This is a genomic window from Pontibacter sp. BAB1700, from assembly GCF_000277005.1.
In the GTDB taxonomy this organism is placed as follows: domain Bacteria; phylum Bacteroidota; class Bacteroidia; order Cytophagales; family Hymenobacteraceae; genus Pontibacter; species Pontibacter lucknowensis.
Genome location: NZ_AKIS01000018.1, coordinates 1 through 19,531 on the forward strand (window position 1 = coordinate 1; position 19,531 = coordinate 19,531).

Sequence of the window (19,531 nt, forward strand, 5' to 3'; positions counted from 1 at the left end):
AGGTTAAACTCGGATGCAGTTTGCTTCACGATTTCCGCGATGGCCGGGTAATGCACATGGCTGATACGCGGAAACAGATGGTGCTCGATCTGGAAATTCAGGCCGCCCACATACCACGAGAGCCACTTGCTTTTGCGTGCGAAATTAGCGGTGGTGCTCAGCTGATGAATGGCCCAGTCGTTTTCGATCACACCAGTCTCACTTGGCAGCGGATGGTGGGTACCCTCCACCGTATGCGCCAATTGGAACACAGTGGAAAGAATCATGCCCGCCACAAAGTGCATCAGGAAAAATCCGAGCAACACTTCCCATAAAGGTATACCGAAAATAAGTGTCGGTGCCACCAAAATCGAGAAGAAATAAAACAGTTTAAAAGCTATAATCTTAGAAAAAGCAACCGTGTTGTCTGATTTGGAATTAGCGTTCACACCGCTTTTGATGTACTTGAAGAACTGTACGAAATCCTTTATGATAACCCAGTAAAGCGTGAGCAGACCATAGAAAAAAAAGGCGTATACCCACTGCAGTTTGTGGTAAAAGCGCACTTTGGTGTGAGGCGAGAAGCGCATGAACACCATATCGTCGATATCCTCGTCCATCTCTACCACATTGGTGTAAGTATGGTGCAGGATGTTGTGCTGCAGCTTCCAGTTAAAAGCAGAGGCACCGAGCAGGTTCACGGAGTGCGCCATCAGGTAGTTCATGGTCTTGTTCTTGGAAAAAGCGCCATGGTTGGCATCGTGCATCACACTCATGGCCACACCAGCCACACCTACACCCATCACCAGCCATAGCACTAAGCTGATAGCCACATGCGGTGTGAAAGTAAGCAGAACCGCAAAGGGCACTACATAGAGCAGCATCAGGATGATGCTTTTGATAAGTAAGCGGGAATTACCTGATTTGGGTAGGTTATTTTCTGAGAAATACGCGTCCACACGTTTGCGGAGCGTCGGGAAAAACAAATTTTTGTCTTTGTTAACGAATTTTACTTTGCCTTTAAGCTTCATTTAATCTACTTGATATTCTTATAAACTACTCACACTCTGAAAGCTATTTAACGGTTTAGCAGGTTATGTGTTTTACACACCCTTAGTTAAATGTTAGTTGCATCCACTCATAAATCCGAATGGGAAAGCTTTCAAATCAAACCCAAAGTGCATCGCTACACAAAGAGGCTGCAAATATAGAGGTGAAACAGGATACTATAAGCGCTTGCTGCTTATTTGATTTTTTAACCGATGGCCTCATTCATATTTGGCAATCTCCCGAAGCGGTGCAACGTGGCGATGTGCGAACGGACGGCTTGCCCAAACGTTTCATTCTCCAGGTAAGGAACACCAAACTCAGCTGCCGTTTCTTTCACGATGTCTGCAATAGCCGGGTAGTGCACATGGCAAACGCGCGGAAACAGGTGGTGCTCGATCTGGAAGTTGAGGCCGCCCACATACCAGGAAAGGATCTTATTATGACGCGAGAAGTTAACAGTGGTGTTCATCTGGTGTATCGCCCAGTCATTTTCGATTACACCATGCTCGTCTGGCCTCGGGTGACTCGTACCCTCCACAGTATGCGCCAACTGGAACACGACCGTCAACACGATACCTGCTACAAAGTGCATCACTAAAAACCCAAGCAGCACCTGCAAAAACGGAATTCCAAAGAAAAGCGTCGGCACAGCGAGTACGATGAAAAAGTAAGTAGCTTTCATAGCTACCAGTTTCATAAACCAGTTTCTGTTCTCGGCTGCTGTATTGTTATTCACACCATTCTTCTTGAAGAGGGCATATTGCACGAAGTCTTTTGCCACCACCCAATAGAGCGTGAGCAGACCATAAAACACAAAGGCGTATACCCATTGCAGCTTATGGAAAAACTTTACCTTGGAGTGAGGGTTGAAGCGTAACACCAGCCTGTCCTGAATGTCCTCGTCCATCTCCACCACGTTGGTGTAGGTATGGTGCAGGATGTTGTGCTGCAGTTTCCAGTTAAAAGCCGAACCACCCACCAGGTTCAGGGTATGCCCATCAGATCGTTAACCCGCTTGCTGTTGGAGAAGGCCCCGTGGTTAGCATCGTGCATCACGCTCATACCTATACCTGCCACTCCTAGGCCCATCATAAACCACAGTAGCAGACTAAGCGGAAAAGCAGGCTGAATTGCCAGCAGCAACACGAAAGGGAGCAAGTAAATTAGCAACAGCACCACACTCTTCACAATCATGGCGGTATTGGCAGTTTTTGGAATGTTGTTCTCTGTAAAATAGGCGTCTACACGTTTCCGGAGGGTAGGAAAGAATAGACTTTTGTCTTTGTTGACAAACTTGACTTTGCTTTGCAGCTTCATAGTTTTAGGATGATGTGTGAAAAATTAGAACTCACACGTAGGGCAAAAGGCACAGAGAGTGAATCGCGATACTTATTAAAATGTAATCATGAGGTTATAAGTTCAGACAGCCAACGACTATTTAAGTATTTATACTTAATCATGTATAAACACGTATTATATGGCCGAAGACGGCAATGCACCTGCCGTACACCCCCTGCTAAGCTTGCAATTTAGATAAAAAGTACTGGAAAATTGTCTTCTTTCGATATATAACAAAAAATATACTTCGCTCAAAGACGCTGGGTTTGCGACTTAATTCTATCAAAAACAGAAAGGCCTGGCCGAAAATGCGGCCAGGCCTTTCCTATACCTGTAGCAGATGATGCTTAGAGGTGAATTACTTCGTCGTAAGCAGCTGCGGCAGCTTCCATCACGGCTTCGCTCATGGTTGGGTGCGGGTGCACCGACTTGATGATCTCATGGCCGGTTGTCTCCAGTTTACGGGCTACCACTACCTCAGCAATCATCTCGGTTACATTGGCACCGATCATGTGGGCACCCAGGAACTCGCCATATTTCGCGTCGAAGATCACCTTCACGAAACCGTCTTTCGCACCGGCGGCGCTTGCCTTACCAGAAGCTGAGAATGGGAACTTACCCACTTTCACCTCTAATCCTTGCTCGCGGGCAGCTTTCTCTGTCAGACCAACCGAAGCGATCTCAGGAGAGCAGTACGTACAGCCTGGGATGTTACCGTAGTTCAGTGGCTCCGGGTCGTGACCTGTGATAGCCTCCACGCAAATGATACCCTCGGCAGACGCTACGTGCGCCAGCGCAGGGCCCGGCACGATGTCACCGATCGCGTAGATGCCATCCACGTTTGTTTTGTAGTACTCGTCTACCACCACACGGCCCTTGTCTACTTTTATGCCTAGCTCTTCGATACCGATGTTTTCGAGGTTGGTCTGTATACCTACCGCCGAAAGCACAACCTCAGCTTCCAGTGTCTGCTCGCCTTTAGCCGTCTTCACAGTCACTTTGCACAGGTCTCCGCTCGTGTCAACAGCTTCTACAGAAGACTCTGTCATGATGTCGATGCCTGACTTGCGGAAAGACTTGGAAAGCTGACGCGATACCTCTTCGTCTTCTACCGGCACAATATTCGGCATGTACTCCACGATAGTCACTTTCGTGCCCATGGCATTGTAGAAGTAAGCGAACTCCACGCCGATGGCGCCGGAACCTACCACTACCATGCTCTCTGGCTGCTTGTCAAGGGCCATCGCCTGACGGTAGCCGATGATCTTCTTGCCGTCGATTGGCAGGTTAGGCAGCTCGCGTGAGCGGGCACCTGTTGCCAGGATGATGTGATCGGCCTCTACGGTATTTGTATTGCCGTCGGCATCGGTCACTTCTACCTTGCCTTTGGCTACTACTTTACCGTTACCCATGATGGCGTCGATCTTGTTTTTGCGGAACAGGAACTGGATGCCCTTGCTCATGCCGTCGGCCACACCGCGGCTACGCTTGATCACAGCGTTGAAATCTACAGACGCCTCACCGATGGTAATACCGTAGTCAGACGCATGGTTGATGTATTCGAATACGTTCGCGCTCTTGAGCAGTGCTTTTGTAGGGATACAGCCCCAGTTCAAGCAGATGCCGCCCAGCGACTCACGCTCGATCACGCCTACTTTCAAACCCAGTTGCGACGCTCGGATGGCCGCCACATATCCACCTGGGCCACTACCCAGCACTACCAAATCGTATTTTGATGCCATAGTTTCTCTTTTTTAAATGCTGAGCAAAATTAAACGATAATCCCAACTTCACAAAACCACTTCTGTAACAGTGCCATGTGTCTGTTAATTAGTACTATGCAAAGGCTACGCTCGCACAATACTAAGAATCATTACAAAAAACAGCCTACCTGTTCCTTATTGGGCTGAACTATTGTATTTTGCGCATCATAACATGAGGTAACCCCTACTGCATGAAAACAATTTTACTGCTCATTATACCTGTACTTTTCGCTTTACCGGCTTTTTCGCAGAAGGCCGCCACACAGCCTGCCCCGCAGAAGACGGCGCTGCAGCACTTTAACGCAGGTAACCAAAAATTTAAGTCAGGTAAGTATACCGAGGCCATCAAGGAATATAGCGAAGTGCTGAAGCAGGAGCCCGAGCACATCGTCACGATGACAAACCGTGGCATCGCCCGCGACCGCATACTTGACTACCGCGGTGCCATTGCTGACTTTGACAAAGCCCTGGCGCTGGATCCTACACACGTAGAAGCCTGGGTAAGCCGTGGCCTCTCGAAATATAATCTGCAGGACTACAAAGGCGCGCTGGTTGATTTCAACACAGCCGTTTCGATTGATCAACTGCAGGCCCGTACTTATAACAACCGTGGTCTGGTACGCTACGCCCTTAAAGACTACCGCAGCGCCATCATCGATTACGGTCGCGCCATCACCCTGCAACCCGACTACGCCGAAGCTTATTACAACCGGGGAGCCCCCCGATATACCAGCGGAGACAAAAGCGGCGCCTGCGAAGACTGGGTAAAAGCCGAGCAACTAGGCCTGAAAGAAGCTGCACAGTATCTGAGAGATTATTGTGAGCAGAACTCTACGGCTGCCACGAAATCAACGAAGTAAAGAGACTTTTCGAGGACTTTAGCGGCTTCGGTTAAATGAAGTTTAGTTTAACTGGTAAGCTGCCTTATTCCTACAACACATTGCCCGAATCACTCCTGGATTACCCTTTCGGATTTCCCAATCCCCCGTTACGAGCCACCAAGATCCTGAAAGGATAACAGCTGATTCGGATTAAGAAACCCGGATCAGCGTTCAATTTACCTGAAGCATTTGATGTCATTTCGACCATCGGGAGAAATCTGGATCATGGGTAATGTTTTACAATCCTCCAGATCTCTCACTAGCGTTCGAGATGACAAAAGATGAACATACGAAAAAGGGACGCTTGCCAGCGCCCCTTTTTCGTTTCATATATAAGTAAACGTTACACCTCGTCTTCGTCCAGTTTTTTGCGTGACTGATCGGCTGCCAAAAGGTCCTGCTGCAGACCTTTGAGCTCGATCGCCATCAGCTTGCCTTCCAGCTCAGACTTTACCTGTTCAAAAGCATCCTTATTCTTCTTCTCGATTGGATGGGCAGATGGGAGCTGCACTTTCAGGGCATCTACCTGCCTGCCGTTTTTCCAGAAACGGTAGCACAGGTGCGGACCAGTTGCCAGACCGGTGCTGCCTACATAGCCGATGGTCTGGCCCTGACTTACGCGGCTTCCACGCTTGATGCCTTTGGCGAACTTGGACATGTGCAGATACTGAGTGGTATAGGTCTTGTTGTGCTTGATCTTTACATAGTAGCCATTGCCTCGGGTATAGGAGGCTTCCAGTACAACGCCATCGCCTACTGTACGGATAGGCGTTCCGCGAGGGGCTGCGAAGTCGGTGCCCAGGTGCGGCTTGTAACGCTTCTGTACCGGGTGAAAGCGGTTCATGGTAAAGCGGGAACTGATGCGGCTGTACTCCAGCGGCTCTCTCAGAAAAGCCTTCTTCAAACTCTTGCCGTCCTGATCATAGTAGCCTCCCTTTTTTCCTTCCTGATCGAAGGAGATCGCATAAAGTGGCTTGCCTTCGTGCTCAAAATAAGCAGCCTTTATCTTGCCGAAACCGATCACGTTGCCATTTACCTGCTTTTCATCATAGATCAGTTTAAAGTGATCACCAGGCTGCAAACGACTCAGGTTGAGACGCCAGGCGTAGATATCGGCAAAGTGGTTTACCAGCTGCGGTGATCCGCCGGCAGCCAGAATGGACTCGAACAGGGAGCGCTCAATAAAACCGGCAATAGCACGCTCTACAATTTCAACTTCACGCTTCTCAAGGCGAACGTCCAGCTCACCGTTCAGGTCGTAGATCACATACTCTACCTCGTTTGGTTCATAGATAAAGTAGCGGGCCGTCTGGGCGGAGTCCTGAGCGTGTAGGATGATGTAGTTGCGCTTGGCATTGATGCGGCGTACGTCAAACACTTCTTTTGATTTGCGGGCCAGTTGGTCAATCGTAACAGGCGAGATATTGAAGCTGGCCAAGATCTGCGACAGGTTCTCCCCTCTTTCCACAGTGCCTTCCAGTATTTCGAGTGTGTCGGTGGGGATGCCAAAGATGACCGGGGCTGGTCTTTTGACGGTGACCTCAGGTTCGGGGTCCGGCTCAGGTGACTTTTCTTCTTGCGAAAAATTAAAATTTTTGAAGCTGATTGTTTGCGCTGCCGTGATAAACACGAACAACGACACCGCGATCAGGATGGCTAGTCCGACACTACGTTTGAACATTACAAGGTACCTTTGGTTGGAAGAATGGCACGAAAATATGGTTTAACCGATAGAAATAAAAATCATTTACAATACAATATTCAGATTATAAATATGTTGCAATCCTATTTCAGATACACAATATAGCACCACAGGCTATCACCAACCCTAAACCCAATTGCACATTAACCTGCCAGTTCCAGCTTAACCGACTTAAAATCAGAAAATTGAGACTAATTAAAACTGGAGAATGCGGCGGCTCTTCTGAATAAAAAAATCTTTTATAACTTTGACCCCTATGAAAGCACTAGAAGGAAAAGTAGCCCTCGTAACCGGGGCATCAAAAGGTATAGGTCGCGCTATTGCCGAGAAACTGGTAGAGATGGGCGCACAGGTAGCATTCACCTACCTCTCAAGCGTTGAAAAAGGCCAGGCCCTGGAGCAGGAACTGACTGCGAACGGCGGCAAAGCCAAAGGTTTCCGCTCTGACGCCTCTGATATGGCGCAGGCCGAGAAGCTGATCGAGGATGTAGTGGCCGAGTTTGGCAAGATCGACATCCTGGTGAACAACGCAGGCATCACGCGTGACGGTCTGCTGATGCGCATGACTGAAGAGCAGTGGGATGCGGTGATCAATACCAACCTGAAATCTGTTTTTGCTTTAACAAAAGGTGCTACCAAGCATATGATGCGCGCCAAGAGCGGCTCGATCATCAACATCACCTCGGTGGTAGGTATAAAAGGAAACGCTGGACAGGCCAACTACTCAGCTTCTAAAGCGGGTATCATCGGCTTCACGAAGTCAGTGGCGCTGGAACTTGGCTCCCGCAACATACGCTGCAATGCAGTAGCCCCGGGCTTCATCGAAACCGAAATGACAGGCGAGCTCGACCAGAAAGTGGTAGACGAGTGGCGCAAGGCAATTCCTCTGAAGCGTGGTGGCTCGCCAGAGGACGTGGCCAACGCCGTAGCCTTCCTGGCATCTGACCAGTCGTCTTACATCTCAGGCCAGGTGCTGCAGGTAGACGGCGGTATGCTGACCTAAGTTTGAGAGTTAGAGAGTTTAGGAGTTTGAGAGTCAAAAACTCACTCGCCCAGACTTTCAAAGTATAATATTAGACCAATGCTGTAGCGTTTACGTTAGTAGCATTGGTCTTTTTCTTTTATCTTTAATCCTGAAATTATTTGATTCTTTAGAAGAAGTACTTCTCAAACTCCTAAACTCCCAAATTCTCAAACTCTTTGGATTCCTTCCGCCTCATAACGACCTATTCACCCTGGCTGATCCTGGCCTGTCTGGCTGTTGGTGCACTTTACGCCTGGCTGCTGTACAGCAAGCGTACGCCCTGGACTGCAGGTATAAACTATACCCTGGCGGCGGTGCGCTTTGTGGTAGTGAGTTTTCTGTGTTTCCTGCTGCTCGGCCCGCTGGTACGCTATGTCAGCAACAGCACACAGGCGCCTACTATCGTGTTTGCCGTGGACAACTCGCAGTCAGTGGCGCTGTTTTCAGATTCGGTACAGCTACGCGAGACACAGCAGGGTTTGCAGGCATTGCGCGACAAACTTCAGGAACAAGGTATACAGACCGAGGTGCGTGTGCTGGGTGAATCCGAGGCACCGCAGAACCTGGGTGAGATGCAGTACGAGGCTGAAACGACTAACCTGAGTCAGCTGCTGCGCGATGTACAGCGTGATTTTGAGCAGCAGAACCTGGCCGGCGTCGTGTTGCTATCGGATGGTATCGTGAACCAAGGCACTTCTCCTACCTACGCCAACTATAACTATACCATATACCCTGTAGCCGTAGGCGACACGGTGCCTAAGAAAGATATCGTGATGGCATCGCTGCGCTACAACAAGGTAAATTACAGCGGCAACCGTTTCCCGCTGGAGGCTGAGCTGCAGCAGCAGGCTTCGACGGTGCTACTGTGACAGTGCAGCTAAAGGAAAACAAGAAGGTCATCGACCGTAAAACAGTTACTCTGAAGGCCGGACAGCCATTGCAGCAGGTACCTTTCCAGGTGATGGCCAGCGGGTTGGGCAAGCGTCAATACGAAGTAGAAGTGCTACCGCAGCAAGGCGAGTTTACGGAGCTGAACAATTCCCGAAGCGCATACATTGATGTGGTGAAAGGCAAGATCAAAGTGCTGGTAGCAGCCGCATCTCCTCACCCGGATATCAAGGCATTACGTGCTGCCATTGAGTCGAACGAGAACTATGAAACGGAACTGTTTATACCTGGCCTGACGACGCTCAAGCAGCAGGACTATGATGTGGCGGTGCTGCACCAGTTGCCGGGCCGCACAGCCGGTGGTGAGGCGGCCCTTAACCTGGTACGCCAGAAGAACTTGCCGGCCCTTTATATCCTCGGTCCGCAGAGCGACATTGGCAACTTCAACCGCCTTAATGTGGGCATCCGCATCAATACACCAGGCAGTCCGACGAAGTGACCAGCGTGATCAATCCGAGCTTCAGCACCTTCAAAGTAGCCGAAGAGGCCACCGAGCGTCTGCAACAATACCCTCCTGCACGGTGCCTTATGGCGACTATCAGCTCATGCCAAACACGGAAACCGTTCTCTACCAGCAGGTGGGCCGCGTGCGTACGAACAAGCCGCTGCTCACCGTGCAGACCGTGGGCGACAAACGCAATGCTGCTCTGCTTGCTTCCGGCACCTGGCAATGGCGACTCACCGAAACGGCGAACCATGAAAACGCCGCAGTGTACGACAAACTGATCACGAACCTGGTGCAGCTCCTGACAGCTCCTCGTAACAAGAAGCGCCTTAACGTATACCCACACCTGAACGAGTACAGCAGTTCCGACGAAATCCGGTTTGCAGCAGAGGCCTACAACGAAGCGCTGGAGCCAATCTACGGACAAAATATTACGCTTAAGATACAGGATGCTGAAGGTGCCGAGAAGTCCTTTGAGTTTGCCAATGGAGAGAACCAGTCGGGGGTGAACATAGGCACTTTGCCAGGCGGTCGCTATACCTACACAGCCTCAGCCCGCATTAACGGGTCGCTGCAGCAGGATAAGGGCGAGTTTATAGTAGAGGAGCAGCAGCTGGAGGCGCTACATGCCGTGGCTGACCATAACTTACTTTACCAGTTGGGTACCAATACCGGCTCCAAGTTGTATTACCCGGCACAGTTGCAGCAACTGGAACAGGACATCCTGAGGCCGAGCACAAAGACCTGATCTACAGCTCTGAGTCGCTCAACGACTTGGTAGACCTGAAGTGGCTGTTCTTTGTGATCCTGGCTTTGGTATGCGGGGAGTGGTTTGTGCGAAAGTACAATGGGAGTTACTAGTTTTTGATAACGTACTATGACCAATTCAGACTTCCCACATCCCGTTGTTATAGAGACAGAACGCTATACCTGAGCTCACTGACGCCTGCCATCTACCAGCACCTCTTTACAGTCAGCAGCGATGAGGAGATCACCGCATACCTTGGCTTGAAGAATGCTGCTGAGCTGGCAGAAGAAAAAGACAAGTTCAGCAAAGGGCTTACCACCTATTTCCATAGCTTCAGGAACTTCAGAATTATTGATAAGCTGACCGCTACCGTGCTAGGCCGATGCGGCTATCATACCTGGATTATGAGTCACCGCCGGGCTGAGGTAGGCTATGTGCTGTTCGACGACAGCTACAAGCAAAAAGGCTACATGACCGAAGCGCTAGGTCCTGTTATCGCTTATGGTTTCGAGGAGATGGGCCTGCGCCGCATCGAAGCGATGGCTGCCGACTACAATACCCCCTCCATCAAGTTGCTCAAGCGATTTGGGATGCAGCTGGAAGGCGTGATCCGGGAGCATTATGTGGTAGATGGCATCAACGAAGATTCGGTACTCTACTCCATCATCCGCCCCGACTTTGACCGGCTCAAGCCTCTTTGGAACCTGCAGTACAAAATTCATCAGCCGGAGAAGGTGTAAATGGTTGAATGGTTAAATGGTTGATGGTTGTTAGTGCATGATTAATCCGCCCCTGCCCCCAGAGGGGATTCTGGTGCACGTTTCGGACGGGTCGCGACAGGGAAACGTTAAGGCTACATAGACCCGCAACGTTACGGTGTAAAATCGCTACACTTTAACTTCCAAACTATTTACTTTTTTAGCTCAAAACACTCTCAAACTCCTCAACTCTCAAACTCCTAAACTCTCTTGAAATACATCATCCTCAACAAGCCTTACGAAGTACTCACCCAGTTTACAGACGAGGGAGGCCGTGCTACGCTCAAAGATTTTGTGGCTATACCGGACATTTACCCTGTTGGTCGCCTGGACTACGACAGCGAGGGTTTAGTACTGCTGACCGACGACAAAACTTTGCAGCACCGTTTGTCTGACCCGAAGTTCAAGATTGAGAAAACATACTGGGTACAGGTGGATGGTGTACCTACAGAAGAGGCGCTGGAGGAACTGCGACGCGGCGTGATGATTAAAAGCACGAAGACTGCTCCTGCCATAGCTAGTCTACTGGAAGAGGAGCCGCAGGTATGGGAGCGCTCTAAACCGATCCGCTTCCGAAAAGACATTCCGACCAGCTGGGTGGAGATCAAAATTTCGCAGGGCATGAACCGGCAGGTGCGCCGAATGACGGCCGCTGTGGGTTTCCCGACGCTGCGCCTGATCCGGCCTGCCATTGGTCCGCTGAGCCTGGGCGATTTGCAACCCGGTGAGTACCGCGAACTGACAGAAGATGAAGTAGCAAAACTGAAGAGCCTGACCGCTGGCGGCAGCTTCGGAACTGGCAGTAAGCCAAAGAGACCAGGCAGTGCTCCCAAAAAACCAAGTGGCACTCCTAAGAGCAATGGTGGTCGCCATTACGACAGCCGCAACAACTCCAGCCGGAAGAAAAGATTTTAGACAGATATTTTTAACACCTTACAACCATTCCTATCATTTCGGGGTCCTGTAAGTAAGGGGCATGTAATAGTACATTACAAAGGCCGCTAATTTGGTTTCACATTAAAAAGGACTCTCATGAGAAAAGGACCTCTACCCGTTTTACAACAGGCGATCGCCTTGTTGCTTTTCCTGCCGGCCATGCTCCTAAGCTCCTGCTCCGACGAATGTGAATCAACCACCACCTTCATCGTATATGAACCGGTGTACATGCTGCGGACAGAACTGAAAAATGCGGTGAAAGTAACGCTGCACAAACACTCAAAGAGCCGGGCAAGATCTATACAAAAGGCCACTACCTTTTCATCAATGAAGTAAACAAAGGTGTCCACATCGTGGATAACTCTAATCCAAGTTTACCACGTTTCCTCAGCTTTATCGACATTCCGGGCAATCTGGATATGGCGGTGAAGGGCAATATCCTGTATGCCGATAACTACATCGACCTGGTGGCTTTTGATATCAGCAATCCACTGGATGTCAAGCTGGTCAGCCGTGTCGAAAACATCTTCCCTACTTATTTTGGGATGGTGGTAAATGACACCGCAGCCGTGTTCATTTCTGAATTTGTGGAGACACAACTGAAACAGCCGGCCGGTACTGACTGCAGTAGCGCTGGTCCTGGCTGGCGCAATGGCTGGATGACTTTTGATGGCAGATCCTTTGCCTCTACTTCGGTGGCGCAGCCTGGCAACTCATCCGGCAAAGGCGGCTCGATGGCGAGGTTTACTATTTCGGGCGACCACCTGTATACCGTCAGCAATTCAGACTTGCAGGTACTCGATATCAGCAACACGTCCAATCCAAAAAAGGGCGAAAAGATCAGGCTGGGCTGGGGCATCGAAACGATCTTCCCTTATGACAACAGATTGTTTATTGGTTCTACCACAGGTATGCACATCTACGACAACAGCAACCCGACTAGTCCGGTACACCTGTCCACATATGCACACGTCAATAGCTGCGACCCGGTGGTGGTGGAAGGCGACCTGGCTTGGGTGACGCTGCGCTCCGGCAATGCATGTGCCGGCTTCACCAATTAACTTGAAGTGATCAACATCAGCAACCCGCGTAGCCCGCAGCTGGTCAAGACCTACCCTATGCAAAATCCCCACGGCTTAGGTATAGACCGCTCCACGCTCTTCCTCTGTGAAGGCAAGTATGGCTTGAAGATTTTTGATGCGAAGGATCACCTAAAAGTGAGCGAAAACCTGATTTCCCATTTCAAAGAGCACGATGCCTTTGATGTCATTCCGATGGGAAGCAACCTGCTGCTGATAGGCCAGGACGGCCTGTACCAGTATGACTACAGCAATCTGAAAGACATCAAGCTGCTCAGCAAACTGCCCGTATCCCGCTAATCCTCCTACCGCCACTATATGAGATACCTATACCTGCTCACCCTGCTATTTTTTTCCTCCGGACTGGCTCAGGCACAGTCGGATGAACAGCCTGTTAAACGTTACATGGGCACGGTCGAGCTCGGCTACCTTTATGGAAACAACAAACAGCATGATGTCGATAACTTTGTAGCTGCACCTACAGTGACGCTTTTCAATGGCATCCGGCTGCACAGGCTACTGGCCATAGGTGCCACTACCGGATTTGATTTTTATAACAACCTCCTGATCACGCCTTTTGCACTGGGTATTCGTGGTGAGATGTTGAACACACGCATCAGCCCAATTTATAGCATTGACGCAGGGTATGGTTCTTCGTTTCTGAGCCATGAATCTGACAATGAAAAAAAGGAGGGTGGCTGGATGTTTAACCCTGCACTGGGATTCCGGGTCAGGAGTGGCAATAGCACCGCCTATACCTTTGCGGCCGGTTACAAAACACAAAAGGCAGAAACTGTCAGCTCCTGGGGACACAGTTTCACAGAGCAAAAGATCACCTTCAAGCGCCTGTCGGTGCAGCTGGGCTTTATGTTTTAGTTTGCTTCCCTGCAATATGCTGCACTATCTTCACAGCATGCTCGCGGGAGTTCTCGATGAACCACACATGGGTCTCCATGCCGCCGCACACCACGCCCGCCAGGTATAGCCCGGGCAGGTTGGTCTCCATGGTTTCGGGATTGTGGTAAGGGTGCCGGTAAAAGTCATCTGACAGCTTCACCCCGATCTTCTCCAGAAAAGCGAAGTTGGGCTGGTAGCCAGTCATGGCCATCACAAAATCGTTGGGGATCGTCACTTTACCCTCCTGCGTCTGTATATCCACTTCCTGTTCTCTGATCTCGGTCAGGCTGGAGTTGAAATAGGCTTTGATGCTGCCCTCAGCGATCCGGTTTTCCAGGTCAGGCTTGATCCAGTACTTGATCCGTCCCAGTTCGCCTTCCCGCACCACCATGGTCACGTCGGCACCTTTGCGCCAGGTCTCCAGGCCACGTCGGCAGATGAGTTATTGGCGCCCACCACTACGACCTTCTGCTTGTAATAATAGTGCGGGTCGTAATAGTAGTGTTTTACTTTTTGCAAATCCTCGCCAGGTATACCGAGCATGTTGGGGATGTCATAAAAGCCGGTCGCCAGGATCACATACCGTGACTGGTAGCTGCCCTTGCTGGTGCTCGTCAGGTATAGTTCTCCTTCGCGGCGTATACCTGACACTTCTTCAAACAAGCGGATGTTCAACTCTCCGATGTCCGCTACCCGCCTGTAGTACTCCAGGGCTTCGCTGCGGTTGGGTTTGGGGTGAATCGAAGGGAAAGGGAAGCCTCCTATTTCCAGCCGGTCGGCGGTGGAGAAGAAGGTCATGTTGAGCGGGTAATTGAAAAGCGAATTGGTGATGGTGCCTTTCTCGATGATCTGGAAAGAAAATCCGGCTTTCTTAGCTTCCAGTCCGCAGGCCAAACCAATGGGACCGCCCCCTACTATTATGATATCGAAAGTATTTTCCAAAATGGTGTTGTTCAGGTATAGCCTACCTGCAGGAGTGAGTTGCTGCTACAGGTATAGCCAGTTAACAGAACGAATATACGGAGTGTTCAGCAGTACAGCACAGACATACCTGTTCAAGGTGTGCTGACTTAGTCAATCGATCACTCCCTTTTCACATATGTTCGCCCTCCAAAAGAAGCTATTCATGTAATAAATTCCTTACACTATGTAAAAAATACTTGCTAAATGTAATGTTTTCTTTACATTCATCGTATCTATTCTAAAAAAGAACAACCCAATGAAAACACAGCTCCTTTTCCCCAACCGATTTAAGATAATTGGATGGATTTTATTAATTCCCTCTACCCTCCTAGGGTTGCTTATCGTGCTGTTAGATAACCCTGTATTTGATTTGGACGCAACCGTGTTCGCTATTTATGATGGCGGGCTTTTTGACCCAGCCAAAGCTTTTGTTTTGATTGAAAACAACATAGTGGATGAGCTTGTCGCCATAGTGGCTATCATCGGTGGAGTGCTGGCGGCTTTTTCGGAGGAAAAAGATGAGGACGAATACATCGCCAAAGTCAGGCTAGAGTCGCTACTATGGGCAACTTATATAAATTATGGCTTTCTGCTGTTCTCGGTGCTCTTCGTCTATGGGCTTGGCTTTTACCAGGTGATGCTGTTTAACATGTTCACCGTGCTCTTTATCTTCTTGATACGCTTCAACTATGTGCTCTACAAAACCTCCCGCTCCATCGCATGAAAAATACATTAAAAGTGGAGCGGGCTATCCACGACCTGACCCAAGAAGAGCTAGCCAAAAAAATCGGGGTGAGCAGGCAAACCATCAACGCCATGGAAGCCAACAAATATGTGCCTTCGACAGTACTGGCTCTTAAAATCGCCCGTGTGTTTGAAAAACCCGTCGAGTCTATTTTCTCACTCGATGACTCAGATTAGCAAGTCGCTTTCAGGGTAATACATATTGTCAGACTTCGGGATGAAGCCAATGCTGGGCGCGCAAGCTATACCTATGGCATGCTACGGGAACATAGAGAGTCTGTGTTTGTATGTGACCAGGTATAAGTAGATTTTTACACAGCAGTCCAAATATCTTATCGCTTTCGTCGGCAGAAAAACAGCTAGCGTACCTGAATAATAAGATTTCATGCTGAGTGTTTTGAGCAGGTAGAAGGCGTAAGTTGGAGGCCTCTATACCTGATATTAGATATATTCAGGGTTCAGTATAACAAATGTTTTACAACCCCCTTCTTTCATCAATAATTGGGTACAATTCCTTAGCTTTAGACGCTTAAACCAAACTAATCTACTTATACCTAATTCTACACAATGCAAAAGCGTATACTTTCTGTAGCGCTGCTGGTGGCCCTAAGCGGGGGCACTGTGCAGGCTCAGAAGAAAGCACCAAAGCAGCCGGCCTCAACACCCGCCAAAGAAAGGCTGCAGGGGTTCGAGAAGCGACAGCAGCTGGAACAGAACTCCCTTGTTAAAAACCTGGCCTTCCGCAACGTAGGCCCTACTGTACAAAGCGGCCGCATCACTGACCTGGATGTGAACCCGAAAGACCCGACCAATTTCTACGCAGCCTATGCCTCGGGCGGTCTCTGGAGAACCATCAACAACGGCATTTCCTTTGAGCCGCTCTTCGACAACGAAGCGGTGATGACCATTGGCGACATTGCCGTGGACTGGAACAACAACGAAACCATCTGGATCGGTACCGGCGAGAGTAACTCCAGCCGCTCGTCATACTCCGGTGTGGGTGTGTACAAGAGCACCGACGGCGGCAAAACCTGGCAGCACATGGGCCTGGACGATACCCACCACATCGGTCGCATTATCCTGCACCCATCTGACCCGAACACGGTATGGGTAGCGGCTGTGGGGCACCTGGTACTCGCCTAATAAAGACCGCGGCGTGTACAAAACCACCGATGGCGGCAAGACCTGGAAGAAGACCCTCTACATCGACGATAACACAGGCGCGATTGACCTGGTGATCGACCCGAAGAACCCGAACAACTTGTATACAGCCATGTGGCACCGCGAGCGACGCGCCTGGGATTTTGTGGAAGGCGGCAAGACATCCGGCATCCATAAGTCAACCGACGGAGGCAACACCTGGACTCGTGTGAGCACCGAAGGCAGCGGATTCCCGACTTCTGCTGGCGTAGGCCGTATCGGTCTGGACATTCACCCTGGCAACCCGAACATCATCTACGCTTTCCTGGACAACCAGGAGCTGCGTCAGGTGGAGAAGAAGGAGCCAAAGGCGGGTGAACTGCAGAAGGATCAGTTCAAAGGGATGACGACAGAGGCTTTTCTGGCCCTGAACGACAAAGACCTGAACAGCTTCTTGGACAACAACCGCTTCCCTTCTAAATATACCGCCAAAACGGTGAAGGCCGATGTGAAAAGCGGTAAGATAAAGCCTGCTGCTTTAGCCGCATACCTGGAGGACCCATTGGCGGTAACCACCGAAGCTCCGGTAAAAGGTGCTGAACTATACCGCTCTGATGATGCTGGCAAGACCTGGAAGAAGACCCACGAGAAGCCAATCGACGACATGTACTCGAGCTACGGTTACTACTTCGGTGTGGTACGTGTAGCGCCGCACAACCCAGACAAGGTATACCTGCTCGGTGTGCCGCTTTTGACCTCAGACGACGGAGGCAAAACCTTCCGCAACATTGAGGGCGACAACGTGCACTCCGATCATCAGGCCCTGTGGGTGAGCCCTGACAAACCGGGCTATGTGATCAATGGCAACGATGGTGGCCTGAACATCACCTACGACGATGGCAAAACCTGGGCGATTGCCAACTCTCCTTCGGTAGGGCAGTTCTACGCCGTGGCTGTTGATATGGAGAAGCCTTACAACATCTATGGGGGTTTGCAGGACAATGGCACCTGGTATGGTCCGAGCAACTACAAGGCCAGTTCGGCCTGGACCCAAAACGGCCGCTATCCTTACCAGCGTCTAGGTGGTGGCGACGGCATGATGGTGCAGGTGGACTTCCGTGACAACAACACGGTATATCTGGGCTCGCAGTACGGCAACTACGCCCGTGTAGACAAGCGCACCGGTCAGCGTGTGTCTGTGAAGCCAACGCATGAACTTGGCGAAACACCATTGCGCTTTAACTGGGAAAGCCCGATACACCTGAGCCGCCACAACCAGGACATCCTGTACTTTGGCTCCAACAAATTCCATCGCTCCATGAAGAAGGGCGAGGACATGCAAACCCTCTCGGGCGACCTGACAAACGGTGGTCTGAAAGGTGACGTAGGTTTTGGTACGCTGACCAGCATCGATGAGTCTCCGCTCAAGTTCGGCTTACTCTATACCGGCTCTGACGATGGCGCAATCCACGTATCCAAAGATGGCGGTTATAACTGGGAGAACATCTCAAAGAAGCTGCCGCAGAACATGTGGGTATCAACTGTAGTGGCCTCCAACCACAGCGAAAACCGCGTGTATACTTCACTTAACGGTTACCGCTGGGATGACTTCACGCCATACCTGTACGTGTCGGAAGACAATGGCAAGAAGTGGGAGCGCCTGGGCACTAACCTGCCAGCTGAGGCCATTAACGTGGTAAAGGAAGATCCGAAGAACCCGGACCTGCTTTATGTAGGCACCGACCATGGCTTGTATATCTCGCTGGACCGTGGCAAGACCTTCATGCAGATGCGCAATGGCATGCCAGCTGTTTCAGTGCATGACGTGGTTGTACACCCACGTGACAACGATTTGATTGTGGGAACGCACGGCCGCTCGATCTATATCGCCAACGTGGACCACCTGCAGCAGCTTACACCGGAGATCCAGAATCAGAAGCTGCACCTGTTCGCTTTCCAGCCAACCAACTATAACCCGCGCTGGGGACAGTCGTGGGGTGCCTGGGGTGAGCCAATGGAAACTTCGCTTGAGATTCCATTCTACACAACTCAAGCAGGCACTGCGACCATCCGCATCAAAACGGATAAAGGCCAGTTGTTGAAAGAGATGAAGGACGAGAACGAGCGCGGTCTGAACTACGTGAGCTACAACTTCTCAGTAGACGAAGCCAACGCCAAAGCCTACGAAACGGCCCTGAACAGCAGCAAGAAGGATGGCGAGGAAGCCTGAAAGTAGAGGCGGCCGATAACAAGGTGATCTACCTCCAGCCAGGTAAGTATATAGTAGAAGTAGAAACAGCCGATGGTGGCAAGGCTACTTCTGAGTTTACTTTGAAAGCGCAGGAAAGAAGAGCAAGAAGTTAATTCTAGAAATTGCTGTACCCATTGTAAAGGCAGTCCCGTTGGGGCTGCCTTTGTTGTTTTATACCTATTCCTTATAAAGAAAAGAAGATACTGGCACACATATTGTTATAGAATATTACATATATTAGATAAAGCTATTCCTATAATTTCTATCATTTAACGCTTACCTAAATCCAGCTTATGAAAATCAAACTTCTACTCCTCACATTTCTTCTCTGCACTTCAATTAGCGCCATGGCGCAGAATAAATGGATACCAAAGCTCGGCTACGGCACCGTGTATTCAGGTAATGGCGATATACCCGGCCATTGGTTTATAGGTGGCATGCAAACGCATATCTCCAACCGCTCAGGCTTCGAGATACTGGCCACCGGCACATACATTGAGCAGACCCGCCGCTGGGGACAGGGATACGAGACATTCCAGAAGTCGAATGGCGTTGCGCTTGAAGGATCCTATAACCTCTTCATCAATGCCGGGCCTGTTCAGATTTACCCGGCAGTTGGTCCGGTGCTAAGGTATGCCAGCGAACGGGAGTTGTACGGACTTTCCATTCAGTACAACGGGCAGGGTGGTATCACAGACTTCGAGCCTGAGATGCGCTCGAGAAATGGACTGCAGGCAGGCTATGTGCTAGCGCTGAACCTGGATGTGAAAGCTAAACAGCACCTCACTTTCGGATTGAGAGGCTCCGTGCAAAGCTTCCATACTGGGCAGCGACTGGCAGCTGTTGGCCTGACCTTGAAAAATGCGAGATGGTAACCCCGGCTCA

19 protein-coding genes and 2 pseudogenes are annotated in these 19,531 nt (G+C 50.2%); 16 read left to right on the plus strand and 5 right to left on the minus strand.

Annotated elements, in window-relative coordinates; translation table 11 throughout:
* The 3 genes and pseudogenes from O71_RS02690 to lpdA all read right to left on the minus strand — a co-directional run.
* A partial coding sequence (locus tag O71_RS02690) for an acyl-CoA desaturase (protein ID WP_007652974.1) occupies positions 1–1,010 on the minus strand: 1,010 nt, incomplete at its 3' end.
* Between the two features lie 224 nt (positions 1,011–1,234).
* Positions 1,235–2,346 (minus strand): annotated as a pseudogene (locus O71_RS02695) (fatty acid desaturase).
* Positions 2,347–2,714: 368 nt separating this feature from the next.
* The gene (gene lpdA / locus O71_RS02700) at positions 2,715–4,109 is read right to left on the minus strand and encodes a dihydrolipoyl dehydrogenase (RefSeq protein WP_007652975.1); all 1,395 of its coding nucleotides are present in this window, start codon (positions 4,107–4,109) and stop codon (positions 2,715–2,717) included.
* A 212-nt stretch (positions 4,110–4,321) separates the two neighbouring features.
* On the opposite strand from lpdA, the gene O71_RS02705 reads away from it, so the two are divergent.
* Positions 4,322–4,990: a tetratricopeptide repeat protein gene (locus O71_RS02705; protein ID WP_007652976.1), complete on the plus strand. Its 669-nt coding sequence runs from the start codon at positions 4,322–4,324 to the stop codon at positions 4,988–4,990.
* Positions 4,991–5,354: 364 nt separating this feature from the next.
* Here the strand turns inward: O71_RS02705 and O71_RS02710 are convergent, their stop codons facing one another.
* Positions 5,355–6,692, minus strand: coding sequence for a peptidoglycan DD-metalloendopeptidase family protein (locus tag O71_RS02710; RefSeq protein WP_007652977.1), 1,338 nt, complete (start codon positions 6,690–6,692; stop codon positions 5,355–5,357).
* A gap of 277 nt (positions 6,693–6,969) precedes the next feature.
* Between O71_RS02710 and fabG the strand changes: the two genes are divergently transcribed.
* The 10 genes from fabG to O71_RS02740 all read left to right on the plus strand — a co-directional run bounded on the left by fabG (position 6,970) and on the right by O71_RS02740 (position 13,527).
* Positions 6,970–7,716: a 3-oxoacyl-[acyl-carrier-protein] reductase gene (gene fabG / locus O71_RS02715; protein WP_007652979.1), complete on the plus strand. Its 747-nt coding sequence runs from the start codon at positions 6,970–6,972 to the stop codon at positions 7,714–7,716.
* 197 nt (positions 7,717–7,913) lie between these two features.
* Entirely contained in the window at positions 7,914–8,606 is a 693-nt protein-coding gene (locus O71_RS23015) for a VWA domain-containing protein (protein WP_051017677.1), read from the plus strand.
* Complete coding sequence (locus tag O71_RS23020; RefSeq protein ID WP_051017678.1) at positions 8,603–9,124, plus strand: hypothetical protein; 522 nt, start codon at positions 8,603–8,605, stop codon at positions 9,122–9,124. Before O71_RS23015 ends, O71_RS23020 begins: the two co-directional genes overlap by 4 nt.
* Before the next feature lie 106 nt (positions 9,125–9,230).
* Positions 9,231–9,878 carry a hypothetical protein gene (locus tag O71_RS23025; protein ID WP_155800448.1) on the plus strand — a complete coding sequence of 216 codons (648 nt, stop codon included), beginning with the start codon at positions 9,231–9,233 and terminating at the stop codon, positions 9,876–9,878.
* Positions 9,879–9,994: 116 nt separating this feature from the next.
* Positions 9,995–10,618, plus strand: a complete 624-nt coding sequence (locus O71_RS02725) for a GNAT family N-acetyltransferase (protein ID WP_007652981.1) — start codon at positions 9,995–9,997, stop codon at positions 10,616–10,618.
* 228 nt (positions 10,619–10,846) lie between these two features.
* Positions 10,847–11,551, plus strand: a complete 705-nt coding sequence (locus O71_RS02730) for a pseudouridine synthase (protein WP_007652983.1) — start codon at positions 10,847–10,849, stop codon at positions 11,549–11,551.
* A 117-nt stretch (positions 11,552–11,668) separates the two neighbouring features.
* A complete protein-coding gene (locus tag O71_RS23640) occupies positions 11,669–11,908 on the plus strand; it encodes a hypothetical protein (RefSeq protein WP_155800450.1) in 240 nt (79 codons plus the stop codon).
* Between the two features lie 17 nt (positions 11,909–11,925).
* Entirely contained in the window at positions 11,926–12,633 is a 708-nt protein-coding gene (locus O71_RS02735) for an LVIVD repeat-containing protein (RefSeq protein WP_237717675.1), read from the plus strand.
* Positions 12,634–12,639: 6 nt separating this feature from the next.
* Positions 12,640–12,951 (plus strand): hypothetical protein, encoded by a 312-nt coding sequence (locus O71_RS25000; protein ID WP_237717676.1) that lies wholly within the window; start codon positions 12,640–12,642, stop codon positions 12,949–12,951.
* A gap of 18 nt (positions 12,952–12,969) precedes the next feature.
* A complete protein-coding gene (locus O71_RS02740) occupies positions 12,970–13,527 on the plus strand; it encodes a hypothetical protein (RefSeq protein ID WP_007652986.1) in 558 nt (185 codons plus the stop codon).
* Here O71_RS02740 and O71_RS02745 read toward each other — a convergent pair.
* Positions 13,517–14,490, minus strand: a pseudogene (locus O71_RS02745) (YpdA family putative bacillithiol disulfide reductase). The gene O71_RS02740 and the pseudogene O71_RS02745 sit on opposite strands and share 11 nt — an antisense overlap.
* A 364-nt stretch (positions 14,491–14,854) precedes the next feature.
* Here O71_RS02745 and O71_RS02750 point away from each other — a divergent pair.
* The 5 genes from O71_RS02750 to O71_RS02765 all read left to right on the plus strand — a co-directional run bounded on the left by O71_RS02750 (position 14,855) and on the right by O71_RS02765 (position 19,521).
* The gene (locus tag O71_RS02750) at positions 14,855–15,235 is read left to right on the plus strand and encodes a hypothetical protein (protein WP_202800193.1); all 381 of its coding nucleotides are present in this window, start codon (positions 14,855–14,857) and stop codon (positions 15,233–15,235) included.
* Complete coding sequence (locus O71_RS02755) at positions 15,232–15,432, plus strand: helix-turn-helix transcriptional regulator (RefSeq protein ID WP_007652988.1); 201 nt, start codon at positions 15,232–15,234, stop codon at positions 15,430–15,432. The genes O71_RS02750 and O71_RS02755 overlap by 4 nt, the downstream gene beginning before the upstream one ends.
* A gap of 390 nt (positions 15,433–15,822) precedes the next feature.
* Positions 15,823–16,398, plus strand: a complete 576-nt coding sequence (locus tag O71_RS25005; RefSeq protein WP_237717677.1) for a hypothetical protein — start codon at positions 15,823–15,825, stop codon at positions 16,396–16,398.
* 13 nt (positions 16,399–16,411) lie between these two features.
* Positions 16,412–18,625 carry a glycosyl hydrolase gene (locus O71_RS02760; RefSeq protein ID WP_237717678.1) on the plus strand — a complete coding sequence of 738 codons (2,214 nt, stop codon included), beginning with the start codon at positions 16,412–16,414 and terminating at the stop codon, positions 18,623–18,625.
* A 314-nt stretch (positions 18,626–18,939) separates the two neighbouring features.
* Positions 18,940–19,521, plus strand: coding sequence for a hypothetical protein (locus O71_RS02765; RefSeq protein WP_040573478.1), 582 nt, complete (start codon positions 18,940–18,942; stop codon positions 19,519–19,521).
* Positions 19,522–19,531: the final 10 nt, after the last annotated feature.